Consider the following 22,218-nt stretch of genomic DNA (forward strand, 5'->3'; position numbering starts at 1 on the left):
GGCCGCTTCGGCGGCCCGTCGCATCCCGTGAAAAACCCCCGCCGGCGCTCGCCGGCGGGGGTTTCTTCAGGTGAGGCCGGAAACCGGCCGGAAGGGCGAGACGCTAGTCCGCCGTCTCCGGGGCGATCTCCTCGCCGGTCTCCTGGTCGACGACCTTCATCGACAGGCGGACCTTGCCGCGGTCGTCGAAGCCGAGAAGCTTGACGTAGACCTCGTCGCCTTCCTTGACGACGTCGGAGGGGTGGTTCACCCGCTCCGGCTTCAGCTGGGAGACGTGGACGAGGCCGTCGCGATTGCCGAAGAAGTTCACGAAGGCGCCGAAGTCGAGCACCTTGACGACCTTGCCCTTGTAGACTGCGCCTTCCTCGGGCTCCGCGGTGAGGCCGTGGATCCAGTTCAGCGCGGCCTTGATCGAGGCCTGGTCGGCCGACGACACCTTGATGACGCCGTCGTCGTTGACGTCGACCTTGGCGCCGGTGGTGTCGACGATCTCGCGGATCACCTTGCCGCCCGAGCCGATCACGTCGCGGATCTTGTCGACCGGAATGGTGATCGTCTCGATGCGCGGGGCGTACTCGCCGAGATCCTCGCGGGACGTGTCGAGCGCCTTGTTCATCTCGCCGAGGATGTGCATGCGGCCGCCCTTCGCCTGATCGAGCGCGGTCTGCATGATCTCCTTGGTGATGCCGGCGATCTTGATGTCCATCTGCAGCGAGGTGACGCCCTTCTCCGTGCCGGCGACCTTGAAGTCCATGTCGCCGAGATGGTCCTCGTCGCCGAGGATGTCGGAGAGGACGGCGACGCCGTCCGGGTCCTTGATCAGGCCCATGGCGATGCCCGAGACCGGCCGCGCGATCGGCACGCCTGCGTCCATGAGCGCCAGCGAGGAGCCGCACACCGTGGCCATCGAGGACGAGCCGTTGGACTCGGTGATCTCCGAGACCAGGCGGATCGTGTAGGGGAACTCCTCAGGCGTCGGCAGGACGGCGCGCATGGCCCGCCAGGCGAGCTTGCCGTGGCCGATCTCGCGCCGGCCCGGCGCCAGGCGGAAGCTGGTCTCGCCGACGGAGTAGGGCGGGAAGTTGTAATGGAGCATGAAGCGCTCCTTGTACGTTCCCGTCAGCGCGTCGACGAACTGCTCGTCCTCGCCGGTGCCCAGCGTGGCCACGACCAGCGCCTGCGTCTCGCCGCGCGTGAACAGCGCGGAGCCGTGGGTGCGCGGCAGCGCGCCGGCCTCGGAGACGATCGGGCGGACCTCGTCGAGCTTGCGCCCGTCGATGCGTTCGCCGGTCTTGATGATCCCGCCGCGGACGATCGAGGCCTCGACCGACTTGAGCACGTCCTTGAGCACGGACGCCTCGACGCCGTCGGGATTGTCCTCGCTCGCGCCGAACTCGGCGATCGCCTTGTCCTTGGCTTCGGACACGGCGGCCTGGCGCTCGGTCTTGTTCTTGATCGTGTAGGCCTTCTCCAGGTCCTTCTCGACCAGCTTGCGGACATTCGCCTCGAGATCGGAGCGGTCCTCGGGCTCGAACTCCCACGGGTCCTTGGCGGCCTTCTCGGCGAGCCGGATGATCGCGTCGATCACCGGCTGGAACGCCTCGTGGCCGGCCATGACCGCGCCGAGCATGACGTCCTCGGGCAGCTCGTTGGCCTCGGATTCGACCATCATCACCGCGTCGCCGGTGCCGGCGACGACCAGGTCCAGCTCGCTTTCATCGAGCTCGGCCACGGTCGGGTTGATGACGTAGTCGCCGTCCTTGTAGCCAACGCGCGCCGCGCCGATCGGGCCCAGGAAGGGCAGGCCCGACAACACCAGCGCGGCAGAGGCGCCGACCATGCCCACGATGTCGGGATCGTTCTCCATATCGTGGGAGAGAACGGTGAGCATCACCTGGGTGTCGTTCTTGAAGCCCTTCGGGAAGAGCGGGCGGATCGGCCGGTCGATCAGGCGCGAGGTCAGCGTCTCCTTCTCGGTGGGGCGGCCTTCGCGCTTGAAGAAGCCGCCGGGGACCTTGCCCGCGGCGTAGTACTTCTCCTGGTAGTTCACGGTGAGGGGGAAGAAGTCCATGCCGGGCTTGACTTCCTTCATGGCCACCGCGGTGGCGAGCACGGTGGTCTCGCCGTAGGTGACCATGACCGCGCCGTCGGCCTGACGGGCCACGCGGCCGGTTTCAATGGTGAGCGGGCGTCCCGCCCAGTCGATCGTTTCTTTTTGGATATCGAACATTTTGTCTCGTCGTACGTGCGTGCGTGAGGTCCACTGGGGACCGATGTGAAGACGCCGGCGCGCCCGTTGGCGGCCGGCGTCTGTTTCGGAGCGGCTAGCGCCGCAGGCCCAGCTTCTGGATGATGGCCTTGTAGCGGCCTTCGTCCATCCGGGCGAGGTAGTCGAGCAGGCGGCGTCTCTGCGACACCAGCTTCAGGAGCCCACGGCGGGAATGGTTGTCCTTCTTGTGGGTCTTGAAGTGCTCGGTGAGATTGCTGATGCGCTCGGTGAGGATGGCGACCTGGACCTCGGGGGATCCGGTGTCGTTCTTCTCGCGAGCGTGTTCCTTGATCAGTTCCGCCTTGCGGTCGGCTGTAATCGACATCGTGTCTAGGTCTCCTGGTTCCACTGGAAGACGCGCACCGGCGACAGCTTGCCTGCGCGCGCCTCGCCGATCGCAACGGCCCGGTCCTTCATCATCGCCACCGCGGCCCGTGAATAGTCCTTGCCCCCGATCATGCGGGGGCGGGCCTGGGCGCGAAGCTCGGAAGCTCGCCGGGGAGGCAGGACGATCGGCCGTCCCTGCCTCAACTGAAAAGCCTCGTCCTCGGTCACGGCCAGGGCCGGGATGTCGTCCAGCGCGGTCTGAACCGGGGCGAGCGCTTCCAGCGCGCGGCCCTTATGAACCAAATCCTCAAGCGTGTCGAGCGTGACGGCCTCAACCTCCTCGAAGGGGCCCACGCGCACGCGCCTGAGCGCGGCGACATGGCCCTCGGCGCCCAGCGCGGCGGCGAGATCGCGGGCCACCGCGCGGACATAGGCGCCCTTGCCGCAGCTCATCTCGAACACGGCGAGATCGGGCTCCGGCGCATCGAGCAGCTCGAGCCGGTCGATGCGCACCGGCCGCGCCTCCAGCGTGATCTCCTCGCCGGCGCGCGCGAGATCGTAGGCGCGCGCGCCGTCGACCTTGATGGCGGAGTATTTCGGCGGGATCTGCTGGATTTCGCCGGTGAAGGCGGGCAGGGCGTCGCGGATCGCCTCGGCGGAGGGCCGCGCGTCGCTGGTCGCCGTCGTCTCGCCCTCGGCGTCGAGCGTGTCGGTGGTCTCGCCCCAGCGGATGGTGAAGCGATAGGTCTTCGCGCCCTCCTGGGCGAAGGGCACGGTCTTGGTCGCCTCGCCCAGCGCGATCGGCAGCACGCCGGTGGCGAGCGGGTCCAGCGTGCCGGCGTGGCCGGCCTTCTGCGCGTTGAACAGCCAGCGCACGCGCCCGACCGCCTGGGTCGAGGTCATGTCGGCGGGCTTGTCGAGGATGAGCCAGCCGTCGATCGGCTGGCCCTTCTTGCGTCTGCGTCCCATGGAGGTCTTCCCGCGGCCCCTACTCGTCCTCGTCGCCGTGATCGAGATCGCGCTGGACGCCCGGCCGGGCGAGCACCTCGTCGACGTGCTGGGCGGCCTCGAAGCTCTCGTCGGCGACGAAGTTGAGCTTCGGGGTGAATTTCATGTCGATCTCGCGGCCGAGCTGCTTCTGGATATAGCCCGCCGCCCGGTTGAGCGCGCCGGCGGCCTGGCGCACGTCGGCCTGGCCGAGCACGGCGATGAACACGGTGGCGTGGCGCAGGTCCGGACTGACGCGGGCCTCGGTGACGGTCACCGACAGCCCGGCCAGGCCCGGGTCGTGGATATGGCCCTCGGCGAGAATGTCGGAGACGGCGCGGCGCACCAGCTCGCCGGCGCGCAGCTGCCTCTGGGATTGCGGTTTCATCGGAACGGCCTCGGATCGATCGCGACGCGGCCGGGCTCGAACCGTCCCGCGTCAGGAGGCGGCGGTGATACGCGCTTGCGCGCCCGGCTTCAAGGCCGGCGGCCTCAGCCCCTGACGACCAGCCAGGCGCCGGCGACCAGCAGGGCCACGCCGGCGACGCGGACGAGATTGGCCGGCCGCTCGTCCAGGCCGATCAGGCCGAAATGATCGAGCGCCAGCGCGGCGACGAGCTGCGCGGCGATCAGGGTGGCGAAGAAGGCGCCGGCGCCGACCTTGGGCGCGGCCCAGGTCGCCGTCGAGACGAACATCGCCCCGAGCGCGCCGCCGGCGATCCACAGATGGGGCGGAACTTTCGCCAGCGTCTCGCCCGCGGGAAAGCCGTTCCTCAACCCGCCGACAAGCACGACGGCGGCCATCACGCTCGCGCCGGCGAGGAAATTGACCAGCGCGGCGCGCAGCGGCGAGCCGAGAATGACGGCGAGCTGGCCGTTGAAGGCCGGCTGCAGCGCCACGGCGGCGCCGGCGAAGGCGGTCAGCGCGATCGGCAGGAGGAGATTGGCGTTCATCGGACCCGGTCCGTCTGCTGAGAGGGCTCAACCTAGCCCGGCGGGGGCGCGTTCCAAACGGGCGTACGAAAAAGGGCGGCCCGCGGGCCGCCCTTCACTCGTCGTCCGGAAGGCGGGATCAGAGCTTGCGCTCGACCTCCTCGACCTCGAAGCACTCGATCTGGTCGCCCTTCTGGATGTCCTGGTAGTTGACGAAGGCCATGCCGCACTCGGTGCCGGCGCGGACCTCGGGCACCTCGTCCTTGAAGCGCTTGAGCGTGGCCAGCTCGCCTTCGTGGATGACCGTGTCGTCGCGCAGCAGGCGCACGCCGCAGCCGCGCTTGACGACGCCGTCGGTGACCCGGCAGCCGGCGACCTTGCCGACCTTGGACACGCTGAACACCTCGAGGACCTCGGCGTAGCCGATGAAGGTCTCGCGCTTCTCCGGCGCCAGCAGGCCTTCGAGCGTGGCCTTCACGTCGTCGATGACGTCGTAGATCACCGAGTAGTAGCGGATCTCGACGCCTTCGGTCTCGGCCAGCTCGCGGGCCTGCTTGTTGGCGCGGACATTGAACGCGAAGATCGGCGCGCCGGACGACGACGCCAGCAGCACGTCGGATTCCGACACGCCGCCGGGCGCGGCGTGGATGACGCGCGCGCGGACTTCCTCGTTGCCGAGCTTTTCGAGCGCGGTCTGGATCGCCTCGGCCGAACCCTGCACGTCGGCCTTCACGACCAGCGGCATCTCCTGGAGTTCGCTCTCCTGGAGCTTGGCCATCATCTGCTCGAGCGAGGCGCCGCCGGTGGTCGGAGCCGCCGACTCGCGGCGCTTGCGCTCGCGATACTCGACGATCTCGCGGGCGCGGCCCTCGTTCTCGACCACGGCGAACAGCTCGCCGGGTTCGGGCGCGCCGTCGAGACCGAGGATCTCGGCGGGCAGCGCCGGGCCGGCCTCCTTCATCTGCTGGCCGCGCTCGTTGATCAGCGCGCGCACCTTGCCCCAGTGGGCGCCGGCGACGACGATGTCGCCGCGCTTGAGCGTGCCGCGCTTGACCAGAAGCGTGGCGACCGGGCCGCGGCCCTTGTCGACCTGGGATTCGATGATCACGCCCTCGGCCGAGCGGTCCGGGTTGGCCTTGAGCTCCAGCAGCTCGGCCTGCAGCGTGATCGCCTCGGCGAGCTCGTCGAGCCCGGTCTTCTCCGTGGCCGAGACGCTGACCGCCTGCACCTCGCCGCCCATCGATTCGACGATGATCTCGTGCTGGAGCAGTTCCTGGAGCACGCGGTCGGGATTGGAGTCCGGCTTGTCGATCTTGTTGACCGCCACGATGATCGGCACCTCGGCCGCCTTGGCGTGATTGATGGCCTCGATGGTCTGGGGCATCACGCCGTCGTCGGCGGCGACGACGAGGATCACGATGTCGGTCGCCTGGGCGCCGCGCGAACGCATCGACGAGAAGGCCGCGTGGCCCGGCGTGTCCAGGAAGGTGATCCGGTCGCCGGACTTCAGCTGCACCTGATAGGCGCCGATGTGCTGGGTGATGCCGCCGGCCTCGCCCGCGGCGACGTCGGTCGCGCGCAACGCGTCGAGCAGCGACGTCTTGCCGTGGTCGACATGGCCCATGACCGTGACGACCGGCGGACGCGGCTTCTTGGTCTCCTCGGCGTCGTCCTCGGAGATCAGGCCCTCCTCGACATCGGCCTCGGAGACGCGCTTCACCTTGTGGCCGAACTCCTCGACGATCAGCTCGGCGTCGTCGGCCTCGAGCACGTCGTTGACGCGGACCATCTGGCCCTGCGTCATCAGGAATTTCACCACGTCGGCGGCGCGCTCGGCCATCCGGTTGGCGAGCTCCTGGATGGTGATGTGCTCGGGAATGACCACCTCGCGGGCGACCTTCTCGCGGTCGCCGCCGCCCTGCGCGCGGCGCTGGCGCTCGCGTTCGCGGGCGCGGCGCATCGAGGCGAGCGAGCGCTGACGGTCCTCGTCGTCCTCGACCAGGTTCTGGATGGTGAGCTTGCCCTGGCGGCGGCGCTGGTCCTTCGTGCGCGACGGCGCGGGCTTTTCGGGCGCGGCCTTCTTCGACTTGACGCGCCCGCCCATCTCCTCGAGCGCGGACTTCGCCTGGTCGCGCTCCTTGTCCTTCTCGGGCTTGCGGGCGCGCTTGGCGGCGTCCTCGTCGGGCGGCGGCGCGGCGGCCTCGGCCGCGGCGGCCTCCTCTTCGGCGCGACGGCGGGCCTCTTCCTCCTCGCGCTCGCGGCGCTCGGCCTCTTCGCGGGCCTTCTGCTCCTCGAGCTTGCGCTTCTCCTCTTCGGCGCGCTGGCGGCGCTCCTCCTCCTCGGCCTTGCGCTCGGCGTCGCGCTCGGCGGCCTCGGAGCGGGCGCGCTGGATCGCCTTCTGGCGCCGCAGCAGCTCTTCCTCGGACAGGCCGAGCTGCTTGGCCTTGGCGGCCAGGGCGGCGCGCGCCTTCTCCTTGTCGGAGGCCGGCGCGGCGGCTTTCTCATCCTTGGCAGCGGGCGCGTCCTTGCCCGCGCCGGAGGCGGCGCGCTTGCGCTTCTTCTCGACGACGACGGCCTTCGACCGGCCGCGCGAGAAGCTTTGCTGCACGGTGCCGGACTTCCGTCCGCCGAGGGAGAGGGGCTTGCGGCCCGAGGAGTTGCGTTCGTCAGCGTCGCTCATGCACTTCTTTCGTCGCGGCTCTTCGTCTGACGGATCCCGACCGGCCGCCGCGCGCCGATCGCCGTACTGTTCAGGTCCGACGGTCGCGAGGCGCGAAACCCCGCCGGCTCCCGAAGGCCCGCTAACCTAGCCGCCTTCATTGCCGATTCAACCGTCCTGTGCGGAATCGCGCGGCTCCGCCGCGCTCCCGCCTGTTTCACTCTCCGGCCCGTCGCCGCGCGGGTCGATCGCGCGGAAACCCGCCAGCTTGGCCATCGTCTCGCCGAAGGCGCGCGCCTCTCCGCCCGGCGCGAGGGCGAGATGCATCAGCGCATCCCGTCCGAGCGCCGCGCCGAGCGCCTCCGAGGAGAAGCACCCGGCCGTCGGGATCGCGCCCCGCTTCCGCGCGAGGCGATCCAGCTTGCCGCGGCCGTCGGCGGCCGCGTCGACCGCCTCGATCCGCCAGGCCGGCGGCGGGTCCGCCTTCAGGGCGAGCCGCACCGCATCATACCCCGTCGCCAGCCTTCCCGCGCGCCGCGCCAGTCCCAGCAGGGACAGCGCGCGCGCCTCGAGCTGGCGCTCGAAAGCGTCGGCGAGGTCGGCCGGCGCCTCCACCGGACGCGAGAACGCCCGGTTGAAGAGCCGCTTGCGCACCGCCGTCTCGACGCTCGCCCGGTCGGCCTTCACCCAGGCGCCGCGCCCGGGCAGCTTCGCGGCGAGGTCGGGCGTGACCACGCCCTCGGGCGACAGGCCGACGCGCAACAGCGCCTCGTCGCCCAGCGCCTCGCCGCTCACCAGGCAGCGCCGCATGCGCGTGCGCCCGGCCCGGCCGGAGCCTGCGCCCCGGCTCACCGCGCCTCGTCGTCCTCCTCGCCGGCGTCCTCCGATGCGGTCTCGGCGGACGCGGAGTCCTCGTCCTCGTCGTCGAGCAGCGCGCCGAGATCGACGCCGAGACGCTCGGCCTCCGCCTCCAGGTCCTCGATATCGAGATCGGAGACGTCGGGCTCGGCCTCGGCGGCGGCCTCCCCGGCGGCTTCCTCGCCGCCCTCTTCGGACGCTTCCTCCAGATCGGCCTCCTCGGCCTCCGGTTCAAGGTCCTCTTCCGAAATCCAGCCCGCCGCGACGCGCGCGCGCATGATCAGCGCCTCGGCGTCTTCCGGCGACATGTTGAACTCGTCGAGAATGCCCGGCTCGCGCACGCGTTCGCCGTCGCGCGTCTCGTACCAGCCGCGCAGATCGTCGGGCACCAGGCCGGCCAGATCCTCGACGGTCTTGACGTCGTTCTCGCCGAACTTCACCGCCATGGGCAGCTCCACGCCCTCGACCTCGAGGACGGCGTCCTCGACGCCGAGCTCCTTGCGCTTGGCGTCCTGCTCGGCGGCGCGCTTTTCGAGGAATTCCTTGGCGCGGGTCTGGATCTCCTGGGCGGTGTCGTCGTCGAAGCCCTCGATCACGGCGATCTCGTCGAGCTCGACGAAGGCGATCTCCTCGATGTCGGAGAAGCCCTCGGTGGCGAGCAGCTGGGCGATGACCTCGTCGACGTCGAGCGCGTCCATGAAGAGCTGGGTGCGCTCGGCGAACTCCTTCTGACGGCGCTCGGACTCCTCTTCCTCGGTGAGGATGTCGATCGACCAGCCGGTGAGCTGGCTGGCCAGGCGCACGTTCTGGCCGCGCCGGCCGATCGCCAGCGACAGCTGGTCGTCGGGCACGACGACCTCGATGCGCTCGGCCTCCTCGTCGAGGACGACCTTGGTCACCTCGGCGGGCTGCAGCGCGTTGACGATGAAGGTCGCCGGGTCCGGGCTCCACGGGATGATGTCGATCTTCTCGCCGGCGAGCTCGTTGACGACGGCCTGCACCCGCGAGCCGCGCATGCCCACGCAGGCGCCGACCGGGTCGATCGAGGAATCGTTGGAGATCACCGCGATCTTGGCCCGGCTGCCCGGATCCCGCGCGACGCGCGGGATCTCGATGATGCCCTCGTAGACCTCGGGCACCTCCTGGGCGAACAGGGCGGCCATGAAGTCGGGATGGGCGCGCGACAGGAAGATCTGCGGGCCGCGCACTTCCGGGCGGACGTCGTAGATATAGGCGCGCACGCGGTCGCCGTTCTGGAAGTTCTCGCGCGGGATGCCGTCATTGCGCCGGATCACCGCCTCGGCCTTGCCGAGATCGACGATGACGTTGCCGTACTCGACGCGCTTGACGATGCCGTTGACGACCTCGCCGACGCGGTCCTTGTACTCCTCGAACTGGCGCTCGCGCTCGGCCTCGCGGACCTTCTGCGTGATCACCTGCTTGGCGGTCTGGGAGGCGACCCGGCCGAACTCGATCGGCGGCAGCTCCTCCTCGAAGACCGTGCCGATCTCGGCGTTCTTGTCGATCTTCTTCGCCTCGTCGAGCGACATCTCCTGGGAGTCGTTCTCGACCTCCTCAACGACCGTGGTGCGCCGGGTCAGGCGCATCTCGCCGGTCTGGGGATCGATGTCGCACTTGATGTCCAGCTCGGCGCCGTAGCGCGAGCGCGCCGCCTTCTGGATCGCCTCCTCGATCGCCTCGAGCACGATGGCTTCGTCGATGAGCTTCTCCTGCGCGACCGCCTTGGCGATCTGCAGAAGCTCCAGCTTGTTGGCGCTGACCCCGATGGCCATGATCTCAATCCTTGCAGTTGGTCCGTATCAGTCCTGTCCGGCGTCCCCGGAAGCCCGCGCGTCGGCGCGGCCCTTGAGGCTCGCCTCCATCAGCGCGTCGGTGAGGACGAGCTTGGCGTCGTCGATCCAGGCGAAAGGCAGCACCGCGGTCTCGTCCTCGCCCGCGAGATCGATGAGCACGTTGTCGTCCTCGGTCCCGGCGAGCACGCCGCGAAAACGCTTGCGGCCCTCGACCATGCGGCCGAGCTCCAGCTTCGCCTCGAATCCCTCCCAGCGGGCGAAATGCGCCAGCTCGGTGAGCGGCCGGTCGATGCCCGGCGACGACACCTCGAGAGTGAACTCCCCCGCGATCGGATCGGCCTCCTCGAGCACCTCGTCGAGCGCGCGCGACAGCCGCTCGCAATCGTCGACCTGCATGGTCCCGTCATGGCGCTCGGCCATGATCTGGACCGTCTTGCGCTTGCCGCCCATGACGCGCGCGCGCACGATCTCGAGCCCCAGCGCCTCGGCCAGGGGTTCGGCGAGATCCAGGATCTCCTGATCCAGCGCGGTCTTGGTCTTCACGCGGGGCCTCGAGAGCAACGAAAAAGGCGGCCCCGTCTCCGGAGCCGCCCGATGACGCCATCCGGCGTATCGAACTTGTTGGCCGCTTATATACGCCTTCGGCGCGCCCCGCGCAATGGCGGCGGTGTCCGGCGCGCACGGCTCATCGCTTCTCGAACTCGAAAAAGACCGGCGCGATGTCGCCGAGATGCTTGGACTCGTAGCGCGTTGTGACGTGGTCGGCGGGCGGGTCGCGCCAGTCGCCGGCCGACCGCGCCGTCCAGGCCAGACTCGGCGTCTCCATGAGGATCGGCAGCGCCCAGTCGGCGTAGGCGCGCACGTCGGTGGCCAGCCTCAGCCGCCCGCCCGGCTTGAGGATGCGCGCCAGCTCGAACGCCGTGTCAGGCTGGACGAAGCGCCGCTTGGCGTGGCGCGTCTTCGGCCACGGGTCGGGAAACAGCAGGTAGACGCGGTCGAAGGCCGCATCGGGCATGGCCTCGATCTCGTCGCGCGCGTCGGCGCGCTTCACCCGGACATTCTCCAGCGCCTTCTCCTCGATCCCGGCGAGCGCCTTGGCGACGCCGTTGAGGAAGGGCTCGATCCCGAGAAACCCGGTGCGCGGATTCGCCTCCGCCTGCGCGATCAGGTGTTCGGCCGCGCCGAACCCGATCTCCAGCGCGTGCGCGTCGAGGCCCGGCAGCAGGGCGGCGGGATCGACGCCGCCGGCGTCGGGCCAGTCGAGCCGGGGCAGGAGCGCGTCGACCAGGCGCTGCTGGCGCGGCGACAGCCTGTGGCCCTGGGCGCGGCCATAGAGGCGGCGATGCGGCGGACGCGTCTCGGTCATGGGCCGGGGGTCTACAGGATTTTGCGCGCAGGTCGAGTGGAAGGCGGTTCGGCCGGCGGTCGCTGTCGCTGTCGCGGCGCAGCCCACTTCGTTTTCCTGACGAAAGTCAGGACCCAGGGATCGAAGATCGCGAGAGCCGTCGCTCGTCCTCTCCCGGGCCCCAGCTTGCGCTGGGGAAACGCGATCGGGCCGGCCTCAACCCATGGAGCCGACGCCACCCCGCTGAAACGAAAAAGGCCGGGGCGCCTGAAACGCCCCGGCCCTTTCGATGCGGATCGCGATCCGTCTAGGCGAGCTTCTTGAGCTCGTCGACGAGATCGGTCTTCTCCCAGGTGAAGCCGCCCTGCGCGTCGGGCTCGCGGCCGAAATGGCCGTAGGCCGCGGTGCGCGCGAAGATCGGCTGGTTGAGCTTGAGATGCTCGCGGATGCCGCGCGGCGACAGGTTCACCAGCTGCGGGAGAACCTCCTCGAGCTTCTCCTCGGCGACCTTGCCGGTGCCGTGGGTATCGACATAAACCGACAGCGGCTTGGCCACGCCGATCGCGTAGGCGAGCTGGATCGTGCACTTCTTGGCCAGGCCCGCCGCGACGACGTTCTTGGCGAGATAGCGCGCGACATAGGCCGCCGAGCGGTCGACCTTCGTCGGATCCTTGCCGGAGAACGCGCCGCCGCCGTGGGGCGCCGCGCCGCCATAGGTGTCGACGATGATCTTGCGGCCGGTGAGGCCCGCGTCGCCGTCGGGCCCGCCGATCACGAACTTGCCGGTCGGATTGACGTAGAACTCGTCTTCCGGCGGGAACCAGCCCTCGGGCAGGACGTCCTTGACGACCGGGCGCACCATCTCGCGCACGTCGTCGAGCGAGACGCCTTCCTTGTGCTGGGTCGAGACGACGACCGACAGCACCTCGGCGGGCATGCCGTTCTCATAGCGCAGCGTGACCTGCGACTTGGCGTCCGGCTCGAATTCCGGGCGCTCGCCCGACTTCCGAAGCTCGGCCATGCGCTTGAGGATCTGGTGCGAGTAGAGCAGCGGGGCCGGCATCAGCTCCGGCGTCTCGTCGGTGGCGTAGCCGAACATGATGCCCTGGTCGCCGGCGCCTTCCTCCTTGTAGGAGCCGGTGCCCTCGTCGACGCCCTGGGCGATGTCGGCGGACTGCTCGTGCAGGAAGTTCTGGAAGTTCGCCGTCTTCCAGTGAAAGCCCTCCTGCTCGTAGCCGATCTCGCGCACGGCTTCGCGCGCGACCTTCTCGATCTCGGCGTCGTCGATGTCGGCGGCGCAGCGCACCTCGCCGGCCAGGACGATCTGGTTCGTGGTGGTCAGCGTCTCGCAGGCGACCCGCGAAACCGGGTCCTTGGAGACGAACAGGTCCACGATGCTGTCCGAGATGCGGTCGCAGACCTTGTCCGGATGGCCTTCGGAGACACTCTCACTGGTGAAGATGTAGGACGAACGCGCCAAATTTGGGGCTCCCATATAAAGCTTCCTTTATATGGCCGCGCATAAACCCTATTGCGCCGCGGAAAGCAAGGGGGCGCCCCGCGGAGAAATGCGAATCGCTGCTGAAAAGGGTGCGACGGTCAGACTTCCTCGGCGTCGCCGGCGGCGGCTTCGGCCTCTTCGGCGGCCAGCGTGCGCACCAGGTCGAGGATGCGCCGGCGCACCTTGGAGTCGCGTATCTTCGCGAACGCCTGGGCGAGCGCGACGCCGTCTGCGGACTGGATGAAGTCGTCCACGATCGGCGTCTGGTCGCCTTCGGAGAATCCGGCCTGGCCGATCGTCTCGGCGACGCCGTCATAGAAAAACGACACCGGCACGTCGAGCACGCGGGCGAGCATCCACAACCGCCCCGCGCCGATGCGGTTGGCGCCGCGTTCGTATTTCTGAACCTGCTGGAATGTCACGCCGAGTTCCTCGCCGAGCTTCTCCTGGCTCATATTGAGCAGCTGGCGGCGCAAGCGCACGCGCGAACCGACATGACGGTCCACCGCGGTCGGGCCTCTCGGATTCGTGCTCATATCCTTATGAATCTCCTTGCGATATTTCAGCATGGCCGCAGATGCCGAGTCCACGGTCAGACCCTAGGCTTCATGGTTGATCGGTACGAGGCCCTCCCGCGGAGGACGAGAAAAGGCGGCAGAATTACCAAAAGTAGCAAAATAATCGCGCCGCCTGCCCACGGAAGATCTCCGTATTTTGCGTAGAATGTTTCGTTCAGGTCTTCAAGTAATCGGATATCGAACGCTTCGTCGACGTCAAGTGGCATCAGCAGCCCTTCGCGACCATAGGGCGTGATCATCCCCGATACGCCGGAGGACGCCGCGCGGATCATCGGCAGCCCCTCCTCGATCGCGCGGTAGCGCGCCTGATTGAGATGCTGCCGCGGCCCCGCGGAGTTCCCGTACCAGGCGTCGTTGGAGATGTTGAGCAACCATTCCGGTCGCTCGGCGCCGCGCGGGGCGTAGCGCGGATAGATCACCTCGTAGCAGATCAGCGGCGCGAACGGCGGCAGGCCCTCGACGTCGAGCGTCCGCGGCCCGGGACCCGGCGTGTAGAACGGCGAATTCGTCGACAGCGACTGGAACCCGAACAGCTCCGTGACGCCGCGCACCGGGTTGCCCTCGCCGAACGGCACCAGGCGGGCCTTGTCGTAATGGGCCGAAAGCCGCGGGCCGGCCTGCGTAAAGTCGATCACCAGCAGCGAGTTGAAATACCGCGTCGTTTCGCCCTCGGTCTCCGCGCGCGGCGCGCCGGTGATCAGACGCGCGCCGACGGGGAAGACCTCGGCCAGCCGGTCGATGATGTCGGGTTCGCGGAGGATGTAGGCGGGCACCGCGCCTTCGGGCCAGACGACCGCATCGACGTCAGCCAGCCCCGGCCCGGCGCTGAGCGCCAGGTAGCGCTCGAGGATCTCCGACCGATTGTCGTAGATCTTTTCGCGCTGCGGCACGGTGAGCTGGACGACGCGCACGATCTCGCCGCTCTCGGCCGACGGCGGCGCGGTGGCCAGGCGCATGCCGCCATAGCCGAACAGGGCCGCCAGCAGGACCGCGCCGGCGACCGGCGGCGTCCAGCGCGCCGCGCGCGCGCCGGCGCCGAACAGGGCGGCCGGCGCGGCGAAGGCGTAGAGCGTGACCGCCGACAGCCCCGCCGCGCCGATCAGGGCGGCGGCCTGGCTCATCGCGCCGCCGGCCGGCCAGACATGGCCGGGCAGGTTCCAGGGAAAGCCCGACAGGACCCAGGACCGCAGGAGCTCGACGGTCATGAAGGCCGCGGCGAACACCGCGATGCGGGCCGGGCCGGGCCGGGAGAAACGGACGTACACCGCCCCGGCCGCCCCCCAAAACAGCGCCAGGCCGCCCGGCATCAGCACCAGCGGCGCCCAGAGCAGCCAGGCGTGGTCGGCTGCGCTGACCAGGAAGGCGTTGGAGACCCACCAGGTCCCGGCGAGAAACATGCCCGCGGCGAACGCCCAGCCGCGGAAGAAGCCCGACGCGATCGGCCGCGGGCCGCGGCGCGCGTCGTCGAGCAGCAGGACGAGCGCGACCAGCGCGACGAGCAGGGCCGGCTGGAGGAAGAACGGGGCGTGGGCGAGCACCGAGAGCGCGCCGAGCACGAACAGCGCGGCACCCGCGCGCCATTCCCTGAGGAGCCGGAGGCGCGCCCGGGTTCGGCGCAGGGACCGGACCGCGGCGCGCATCATGTCTCAGGCGCCGGCTTCGACGGCGCTCTCCAGCGACGCGGCGGAACGCACGCGCAGCCGCTTGATCCGCCGGGGATCGGAATCCAGCACCTCGAACTCGAACCCGGAGGAGTGGCGGATGACCTCGCCGCGTTCGGGGATGCGCCCGGCGAGCATGAAGACGAGGCCGCCGAGCGTGTCGACGTCCTCTTCCTCCTCGTCAGTGGCGATCTCGCGGCCGACCGTCTCCTCGAAGTCCTCGATCGGCGCCCGCGCGTCGGCGTCCCAGCAGGCCGGGCCCTTGGCGCGGATCGCCGGCGGTTCGTCCTCGTCGTGCTCGTCCTCGATGTCGCCGACGATCGGCTCGAGCAGATCCTCGAGCGTCACCAGCCCGTCGGTTCCGCCGAACTCGTCGACGACCAGCGCCATGTGCATGCGCCGCGACTGCATCTTTAAAAGCAAATCGATGGCGCGCATGGACGGCGGCGCGTAGAGCAGCGGCCTGCGCACGTCGGGCAGGATGCGCGCCTCGGTCCAGGCCGCCGAGTGTTGCGGCGCGCCGTTGCCCGCGATGTGCGCCATCACGTCCTTGATGTGCGCGACGCCGACGGGATCGTCGAGCGTCTCGCGGAAGATCGGCAGACGGGAATGGGCGGCCTCGGCGAAGCGGCTCGCCAGCTCGCCCAGCGGCGTGTCGATGTCGACGGCGACGATGTCGGCGCGCGGCACCATGACGTCGGCCACGCGCAGCTGATCAAACGCCTGGGCGTTGAGGAGCAGGTCGTGCTGGTCCGACGGCGTCTCGCCGTCGGCCGGCTGGTCGCCCGCCTCTCCGCGGCCCGACAGGGCGCGCGCGAGACGGGCGATGAAACTTCGGGATTTAGAGTCGTCGTCGCTCATGATCGTGAATTCGCAAGATAGGGATCGGCGATCCCCAGCTCGGCCAGCGCCCGGATCTCGAGCGCTTCCATGGCCGCGGCCTCTTCCTCGGCTTCGTGGTCGTAGCCATTCAAATGCAAAAAACCGTGAACCGCCAGATGGGCGGCGTGATCGATAAGCGCAAGTCCGGCGGTTGCCGCCTCCGCCGCGCAGGTCTCCCAGGCCAGCGCGATGTCGCCGGGATAGGCCTCGGCCTCCGGCGCGGGAAAGGACAGCACGTTGGTGGGCTTGTCGCGGCCGCGATAGCGCTTGTTGAGCGCGTGGACCGTCTCGTCGTCGGTGAACAGCACCGCCGCCGCGCCCGGCCGCGGCGCGTCGATCCGCCGCGCGGCGGCCTCGATGGCGGCGAGGCAGCGCGCTTCAAGTCCCTCGACGGCGGCCCAGCGCTCGTCGTCGACCACGATCTCGGCGGCGGGATCGTCGCTCATTCCGGCGGCTTCTCCGCAGCCTCGTAGGCGTCGACGATGCGCGCGACGAGATCGTGGCGCACGACGTCGGCGCGGGTGAAGCGATTGACCGCGATGCGGTCGATGTCGTCGAGGATGGTCAGCGCGTGGGCCAGCCCCGACGGCTCGCGCGGGCCGAGATCGGTCTGGGAGGGATCGCCGGTGACCGCCATGCGCGACCCCTCGCCCAGGCGCGTGAGCACCATGCGCATCTGGGCGATCGTCGCGTTCTGCGCCTCGTCGCAGATGACGAAGGCGCGGTTGAGCGTGCGCCCGCGCATGAAGGCGAGCGGGGCGACCTCGACGCGGCCCTCCTCGCGCATCTTTTCCGACATCTTCTGGCCGAGCGCGTCGCGCAGGCTGTCCCAGATCGGCAGCAGGTAGGGGTCGATCTTCTCCTCGAGCGCGCCGGGCAGGAAACCCAGACGCTCGCCGGCCTCGACGGCCGGCCGGGTGATGATGAGCCGCTCGATCTGTCCCAGCGCCAGCTGCGAGGCGCCGTAGGCGACCGCGAGCAGCGTCTTGCCGGTGCCCGCCGGGCCGACGCCGAAGATCATGTCGTAGGCGCGGTCATTCTTCAGCGCGCGGACATAGTCGCGCTGGCGGTCGGTGCGCGCGGCGAAGCTCGCCCCGCGCGGCACGCGGATGATGGAATCGATCTCCTCGCCGGCCTCGTCCTCGGCCATCAGGCAGGCCGCGCGCACGGCCGCCGGGTCGATCTGCAGGCTCTCCTCGGCGCGGGCGTAGAGCGCGTTGATGACGCGGCGCGCCTCGGTGCGCGCCCGCGTCTCCGGGGCGGTGACGACGATCTGGCCGCCGCCGGGCGCCTCCAGGCTCACGCCCAGCTCGTGCTCGATGACGGCGAAGTTCTCGTGGCCCGGCCCGGCGAGCGCGCGCACGAGCTCGGGATCCTCGAAATGAAGCGTCTCGGCCGGTTCGCGGCGGGGCCGCCGGGTTTTCGCGGAGCGGCTCACGCGGCGCGGCTCTCCCCGTCCTTCAGCCGTCCGGCGAGCGCGTTGCGGCTCGCCGAGACGATCTCGACGTCGGCGATGGTTCCGATCAACGCCTCCGGCGCCTCGCAATGGACGGCCTGGAGATACGGGCTGCGGCCGGACAGCTGACCGGCGTGGCGTCCCGGCTTCTCGAACAGCACCGGCAGGGTTCGCCCGACCATCGAAGCGTTGAAGGCCTCCTGCTGCTCGCCCAGCAGCGCCTGCAGGCGCGCCAGGCGCTCGGACTTCACCGCCTCGTCGACCTGGCCGGGCAGCGCCGCGCCGGGCGTGCCCGGTCGGCGGGAATACTTGAAGGAGAAGCACGAGGCGTACTCGACCTCCCGGACGAGCGCCATCGTCGCCTCGAAATCGGCCTCGGTCTCGCCGGGGAAGCCGACGATCATGTCGCCGGAGATGGCGATGTCCGGCCGCGCTTCGCGGAGCCGGGCGATGATGTCGAGATACTCCGCCGCCGTGTGCTTGCGGTTCATCGCCTTGAGGATCCTGTCCGAGCCCGCCTGCACCGGCAGGTGGAAATACGGCATCAGCTTGGGCTCGTCGGCGAAGGCGGCGATGAGATCGTCGTCCATGTCCTTCGGGTGCGAGGTCGTGAACCGGATCCGCTCGATCCCGTCGATCAGGGCGAGATGGCGCACGAGCCGGCCGAGCCCCCACGTCCCGTCGGCGGCGTCGCCCGCGGGCGGCTCGCCGTGATAGGCGTTGACGTTCTGGCCGAGCAGGGTGACCTCGCGCACGCCGCGCGCGGCCAGCGCGCGCACCTCGGCGACGACCTGGTCGACCGGGCGCGACCATTCCGCCCCGCGCGTGTAGGGCACGACGCAGAAGCTGCAGAACTTGTCGCATCCCTCCTGGACGGTGACGAACGCCGAATAGCCCTCGACCTGGCGCACGGGCGCGGCGAGCCGGTCGAACTTCTCCTCGACCTCGAACTCGGTCTCCAGCCCCTCGCCGCGTCCGCGATGCACGCTGGCAATCAGCTCGGGCAGCTTGTGATAGGTCTGCGGGCCGACGACGAGATCGACGACGGGCGCGCGGCGCTGGATCTCGGCGCCCTCGGCCTGGGCGACGCAGCCCGCCACCGCGATCGTCATCGGATCGCCGCTCGCGGCCTTGGCCTCCTTGAGCGGCTTCAGCCGGCCCAGCTCGGAATACACCTTCTCGGCGGCCTTCTCGCGGATATGGCAGGTGTTGAGGATGACCAGGTCGGCGCCGTCTGGCGCGTCCGCCGGCTCGTAGCCGAGCGGCGTCAGCAGATCGCGCATACGCTCGGAGTCGTACACGTTCATCTGGCAGCCGTAGGTCTTGATGAAGAGCCGCTTGCGCGCGGTCGGCTCCGCGGCGGCGCGTTGCGTTTCGCTCATGGCCAGGGCCGGCCTCCTCGCCGGCGTCTCCGCTCGTCTTCCCGGGGCGAAAGCGTGGGCTTTTCCACAGTCCCGATCAAGCGCGGGTTATGGTCGAACGCGGCTTTTCGGGCAAGTCCGCGGGCGCAGGCCGGACCGCCTACTCCTCCGCCTTCTTCAGCGGCACGCCGTAGAGTTCGAGGCGGTGATCGACGAGCTTGTAGCCGAGCTTCTCGGCGATGCGCTCCTGCAGGCGCTCGATCTCCTCGTCGACGAACTCCAGCACCTCGCCGGACTTCAGGTCGATGAGGTGGTCGTGATGCTCCTCGCTGGCCTCCTCGTAGCGCGACCGGCCGTCGCGGAAATCGTGGCGCTCGATGATGCCGGCCTCCTCGAACAGGCGCACCGTGCGGTAGACGGTGGCCAGCGAGATCTTCGGATCGATCTCGGCGGCGCGGCGATGCAGCTCCTCGGCGTCGGGATGATCGTCCGACGTCGAGAGCACGCGCGCGATGACCTTGCGCTGCTCGGTCATGCGCAAGCCCTTATCGATGCAGAGCTTCTCGATGCGATCGGGCATGAGGGGCGGTCCTTCTCGCGCGCGCCGCGCCTGCGACGCAGGGTGCTCGAGTGATACGCTCGGCGGGCCTTGCCTGTCCATATGAACCGGGCCGGGTCCGCAACCAATGGCTAGAGCGGCTTGTCCATGAGCACGGCGTCCGATCCGTCGGCGTAGTAGGCCGGGCGCCGTCCCGTCGTCTCGTACCCGGCCGCCGCGTAGAGCCCGAGCGCGGCGGCGTTGGCCGCCGACACCTCCAGAAAAAGCCGCGCCGCGCCGGCCTCGCGCGCCAGCGTCTCGGCGGCGGCGAGCAGGGACCGGCCCAGCCCGCCGCTGCGTTTCCCGGGGCGAATGCAGATCGTCAGCAGCTCGGCCTCGTCGGCGACGGCGCGCACCAGCGCCATGCCCGCAGGATCGCCCGCCGCGCCGACCGTGACCGCACTAACACCGGGCGAGGCGAGCAGGTCGCGCATCTCGGTTTCCGACCACGGACGGTCGAAGCTCGAGGCGTGCAGCGCGGCCAGAAGCGCCGCGCCCTCGACGCCGAAGACGGCGATCTCCGATTCGACGGTCACGGCGCGACGCCGCCGGGAAGCCTGGCGTCGGGCGGACGGACATAGACCGGCGCCGGCGGCGGGGCGTCGGCGGGCGCGGCCTCGCCGAGATCGAGCAGGGCGTCCAGCGGCGGCGCGGGATCGAAGTGCGCAGGATCGGCGCCCAGCGCGGCCGCGCCGGACCCGGCCAGGCGAATCTCGCCGAACTCGGCGAGCACGGCCGTGGCCGCATCGACATCGCCGCGCTCCAGCCCGGTGACCGGCGCGCCGTTGGCGAACACCGTCCAGACCAGCTCGCCGCGCTTGGCGTCATGGACCGCCAGCACGGTATGATCGCCGTCGGGGTCCGCGCGCCGGGCGATCGCGGCGAGGCTGGAGACGCCGACTGCGCGCGCCCCGCTCGCCAGCGCCAGGCCGCGCGCGAAGGCCACCCCCACCCGCGTGCCGGCGAAGCTGCCGGGCCCGGCCGCGACCGCGATCCGTTGCAGCGCGTTCGGCGCGACTCCCGCCGCGTCGAGCAGGTCGGCGACCATGGGCGCGAGATGCTCGGCGTGGCCGCGCCCGATCTCCTCGGCGCGGGTGAAGACCTCGCCGTCGGCGCGGCGCAGCGCGGCCGCGCACCAAGGCCCGGTCGTGTCGATGGCGAGAATCGGCCGCGCGCCCATCGCGCCGCTACTTCAGGATCTTCGCGGCGTCGTCGAAGGACAGACGCGGCAGGCGGGGATGGAGCTTCTCGGTCACGCCGTAGCCGAGATTGCACAGGAAGTTGGATCGCCAAGTCTTCCGCTCCGGGTCGGAAGCGAAGAACTCGGCGTCGACGCCGTCATTGTCGAAACCCGACATCGGCCCGCAATCCAGCCCGAGCGCGCGGGCGGCGAGGATGAAATAAGCGCCCTGGAGCGTCCCGTTTCGGAAGCCGTGCTCGCCGCGCGAGTCCGGATCGGCGAACCAGTCCTTCGCGCCGGGATTGTGGGGGAACAGCTCGGGCAGCCGCTCGTGAAACTGCGTGTCCCAGGCGACGATGGCGGTGACCGGCGCGCTCATCGTCTTGTCGACATTGCCCTTCGCGAGATGCGGCTTCAGGCGCTCCTTGCTCTCGCCCTTCAGGAACAGGAAACGGGCCGGGCACTGATTGGCGCTCGTCGGCCCGTATTTCAGCAGGTCGTAGAGCGCATACAGCGTCGTGTCGGGAACGTCGCGCTCGGCCCAGTAAGAGAAGGTGCGCGCGCCGCGGAAGAGCTGGTCGAGGCAGTGATCGGCGACCACGCCGTGGCGGTCCTCCAGCGCGAGCGGAGCGTCATCGGACATGGGGCGGACCTCCCGGTCGCGGAGACTTACATCACCGCTTCGACGGCGGTGACTTCGGGAACGTAGTGCCTGAGAAGGTTCTCGATGCCGGCCTTGAGCGTCATCGTCGAGGACGGACAGCCCGCGCAGGCGCCGCGCATGTGCAGGCTGACCACGCCGCTGTCGGCGTCATAGCCGTGGAAGACGATGTCGCCGCCGTCCTGGGCCACGGCCGGGCGCACGCGCGTGTCGATGATCTCCTTGATCTCCTTGACCACGCCGGCGGCCTCGCCGTGATACTCGGCATGGCCTTCGTGGGCGGCGTCGCCGAACAGCGGCTTGTCCGCCTGCAGCGCATCCATGATCGCGCCCAGCACGGCCGGCTTGAGATGCGGCCACTCCACGCTCTCGGCCTTGGTCACGGAGACATAATCCGCACCGGCGAAGACGCGGACGACGCCGTCGACGCGGAACAGTTCGCGCGCCAGGAAGGACGACTCGGCGGCCTCGGGCGTCGCGAAATCGCGCGGCTGGTCGGGAGAGATCTCCTGGCCGGGCAGGAATTTCAGCGTCTCGGGGTTCGGGGTCTCTTCGGTCTGGATGAACATGCGTCTCGAGCCTTTCGGGTGCGGACTCTGAGGTGGCGCGCCGGCGCGCAGGGTTCAACCCTTTTGTGCGCCGGGGCTTTCCGCCTCACGCGAGCGCCTTGATCTCGTCGCGGGAGAGATCGCCGGGGACGACGGTCACCGGGATGGCGCGCTCGCCGAACAGGCCCTTGGCGCGGGCCAGGGCCGTCACGAGCGGTCCCGGTCCTTCCCCGCCGACGGCCGCGCCGATGACGAGAATGGCGATCGATTCGTCGCCGTCGACGACGGCGCGCAGGACATCGATCAGCTCGCCTTCCTTCAGGATCAGCCGCGGCCGCGCCTCGGTCACCGATTCGATGTCCTCGGCGAGCGAGTTGAGCATCGTCTCGGCGGCCTCCTCGGCCTCCTGGCGCATGGTCTCGCCGACCCCGATCCAGTGCTCGAAGCTCGACGGCTCGACCACCGCTAGCGCGGCGACCGCGCCGCCCGTCTTCTTGGCGCGGCGCGCCGCGAAGAAGGCCGCGGTGCGGCTCTCGTCGCTGCCGTCGGCGATCACCAGGAAGGTGCGGGCCTTGCTCATGGGCCGACGGTGACGCGATA

At 69.8% G+C, this 22,218-nt stretch carries 23 protein-coding genes; all 23 read right to left on the reverse strand.

All coding sequences use genetic code 11. The features are described 5' to 3' along the window. Positions 1-103 precede the first annotated feature (103 nt). The 23 genes from pnp to DDZ18_RS01635 all read right to left on the reverse strand — a co-directional run bounded on the left by pnp (position 104) and on the right by DDZ18_RS01635 (position 22,198). Positions 104-2,230, reverse strand: coding sequence for a polyribonucleotide nucleotidyltransferase (gene pnp / locus DDZ18_RS01525; protein WP_109251588.1), 2,127 nt, complete (start codon positions 2,228-2,230; stop codon positions 104-106). 94 nt (positions 2,231-2,324) lie between these two features. Beyond that, a complete protein-coding gene (rpsO, locus tag DDZ18_RS01530) occupies positions 2,325-2,594 on the reverse strand; it encodes a 30S ribosomal protein S15 (RefSeq protein ID WP_109251589.1) in 270 nt (89 codons plus the stop codon). 5 nt (positions 2,595-2,599) lie between these two features. Continuing rightward, positions 2,600-3,565: a tRNA pseudouridine(55) synthase TruB gene (gene truB / locus DDZ18_RS01535; protein WP_109251590.1), complete on the reverse strand. Its 966-nt coding sequence runs from the start codon at positions 3,563-3,565 to the stop codon at positions 2,600-2,602. A gap of 19 nt (positions 3,566-3,584) precedes the next feature. Further along, on the reverse strand, positions 3,585-3,971 hold the full coding sequence (gene rbfA, locus DDZ18_RS01540) for a 30S ribosome-binding factor RbfA (RefSeq protein WP_109251591.1): 387 nt from the start codon (positions 3,969-3,971) through the stop codon (positions 3,585-3,587). Between the two features lie 104 nt (positions 3,972-4,075). Next, a complete protein-coding gene (locus tag DDZ18_RS01545; RefSeq protein WP_109251592.1) occupies positions 4,076-4,537 on the reverse strand; it encodes a DMT family transporter in 462 nt (153 codons plus the stop codon). Between the two features lie 118 nt (positions 4,538-4,655). Then, the gene (infB, locus tag DDZ18_RS01550) at positions 4,656-7,196 is read right to left on the reverse strand and encodes a translation initiation factor IF-2 (protein WP_109251593.1); all 2,541 of its coding nucleotides are present in this window, start codon (positions 7,194-7,196) and stop codon (positions 4,656-4,658) included. A 147-nt stretch (positions 7,197-7,343) separates the two neighbouring features. Continuing rightward, positions 7,344-8,027, reverse strand: a complete 684-nt coding sequence (locus DDZ18_RS01555) for an RNA-binding protein (RefSeq protein WP_109251594.1) — start codon at positions 8,025-8,027, stop codon at positions 7,344-7,346. Beyond that, complete coding sequence (nusA, locus tag DDZ18_RS01560; protein ID WP_109251595.1) at positions 8,024-9,826, reverse strand: transcription termination factor NusA; 1,803 nt, start codon at positions 9,824-9,826, stop codon at positions 8,024-8,026. Before nusA ends, DDZ18_RS01555 begins: the two co-directional genes overlap by 4 nt. Positions 9,827-9,853: 27 nt before the next feature. After that, entirely contained in the window at positions 9,854-10,390 is a 537-nt protein-coding gene (gene rimP, locus DDZ18_RS01565) for a ribosome maturation factor RimP (protein ID WP_109251596.1), read from the reverse strand. 142 nt (positions 10,391-10,532) lie between these two features. Further along, entirely contained in the window at positions 10,533-11,213 is a 681-nt protein-coding gene (gene trmB / locus DDZ18_RS01570; protein ID WP_109251597.1) for a tRNA (guanosine(46)-N7)-methyltransferase TrmB, read from the reverse strand. Between the two features lie 286 nt (positions 11,214-11,499). Next, a complete protein-coding gene (gene metK / locus DDZ18_RS01575; protein ID WP_109251598.1) occupies positions 11,500-12,672 on the reverse strand; it encodes a methionine adenosyltransferase in 1,173 nt (390 codons plus the stop codon). A 119-nt stretch (positions 12,673-12,791) separates the two neighbouring features. After that, the gene (locus DDZ18_RS01580) at positions 12,792-13,229 is read right to left on the reverse strand and encodes a helix-turn-helix domain-containing protein (RefSeq protein ID WP_109252196.1); all 438 of its coding nucleotides are present in this window, start codon (positions 13,227-13,229) and stop codon (positions 12,792-12,794) included. A gap of 56 nt (positions 13,230-13,285) precedes the next feature. Beyond that, the gene (gene lnt, locus DDZ18_RS01585; protein WP_109251599.1) at positions 13,286-14,914 is read right to left on the reverse strand and encodes an apolipoprotein N-acyltransferase; all 1,629 of its coding nucleotides are present in this window, start codon (positions 14,912-14,914) and stop codon (positions 13,286-13,288) included. Positions 14,915-14,917: 3 nt separating this feature from the next. Continuing rightward, positions 14,918-15,793, reverse strand: coding sequence for a hemolysin family protein (locus tag DDZ18_RS01590; protein WP_109251600.1), 876 nt, complete (start codon positions 15,791-15,793; stop codon positions 14,918-14,920). Further along, the gene (gene ybeY, locus DDZ18_RS01595; RefSeq protein WP_109251601.1) at positions 15,790-16,260 is read right to left on the reverse strand and encodes an rRNA maturation RNase YbeY; all 471 of its coding nucleotides are present in this window, start codon (positions 16,258-16,260) and stop codon (positions 15,790-15,792) included. Before ybeY ends, DDZ18_RS01590 begins: the two co-directional genes overlap by 4 nt. Then, positions 16,257-17,252, reverse strand: a complete 996-nt coding sequence (locus DDZ18_RS01600; protein WP_109251602.1) for a PhoH family protein — start codon at positions 17,250-17,252, stop codon at positions 16,257-16,259. The genes ybeY and DDZ18_RS01600 overlap by 4 nt, the downstream gene beginning before the upstream one ends. Beyond that, the gene (gene miaB, locus DDZ18_RS01605; RefSeq protein ID WP_109251603.1) at positions 17,249-18,652 is read right to left on the reverse strand and encodes a tRNA (N6-isopentenyl adenosine(37)-C2)-methylthiotransferase MiaB; all 1,404 of its coding nucleotides are present in this window, start codon (positions 18,650-18,652) and stop codon (positions 17,249-17,251) included. Before miaB ends, DDZ18_RS01600 begins: the two co-directional genes overlap by 4 nt. 139 nt (positions 18,653-18,791) lie before the next feature. Then, the gene (locus DDZ18_RS01610; protein WP_109251604.1) at positions 18,792-19,211 is read right to left on the reverse strand and encodes a Fur family transcriptional regulator; all 420 of its coding nucleotides are present in this window, start codon (positions 19,209-19,211) and stop codon (positions 18,792-18,794) included. Positions 19,212-19,321: 110 nt separating this feature from the next. Next, positions 19,322-19,765 carry a GNAT family N-acetyltransferase gene (locus DDZ18_RS01615; RefSeq protein ID WP_109251605.1) on the reverse strand — a complete coding sequence of 148 codons (444 nt, stop codon included), beginning with the start codon at positions 19,763-19,765 and terminating at the stop codon, positions 19,322-19,324. Next, complete coding sequence (tsaB, locus tag DDZ18_RS01620) at positions 19,762-20,409, reverse strand: tRNA (adenosine(37)-N6)-threonylcarbamoyltransferase complex dimerization subunit type 1 TsaB (protein ID WP_109251606.1); 648 nt, start codon at positions 20,407-20,409, stop codon at positions 19,762-19,764. The genes DDZ18_RS01615 and tsaB overlap by 4 nt, the downstream gene beginning before the upstream one ends. Positions 20,410-20,416: 7 nt before the next feature. Then, the gene (locus DDZ18_RS01625; protein WP_109251607.1) at positions 20,417-21,052 is read right to left on the reverse strand and encodes a malonic semialdehyde reductase; all 636 of its coding nucleotides are present in this window, start codon (positions 21,050-21,052) and stop codon (positions 20,417-20,419) included. Between the two features lie 26 nt (positions 21,053-21,078). Then, on the reverse strand, positions 21,079-21,639 hold the full coding sequence (locus DDZ18_RS14260) for a NifU family protein (RefSeq protein ID WP_109251608.1): 561 nt from the start codon (positions 21,637-21,639) through the stop codon (positions 21,079-21,081). A gap of 85 nt (positions 21,640-21,724) precedes the next feature. Continuing rightward, on the reverse strand, positions 21,725-22,198 hold the full coding sequence (locus DDZ18_RS01635) for a universal stress protein (protein ID WP_109251609.1): 474 nt from the start codon (positions 22,196-22,198) through the stop codon (positions 21,725-21,727). Between the last annotated feature and the right edge of the window lie 20 nt (positions 22,199-22,218).

The sequence above is a fragment of the Marinicauda salina genome (genome assembly GCF_003122085.1).
GTDB lineage: Bacteria > Pseudomonadota > Alphaproteobacteria > Caulobacterales > Maricaulaceae > Maricicauda_A > Maricicauda_A salina.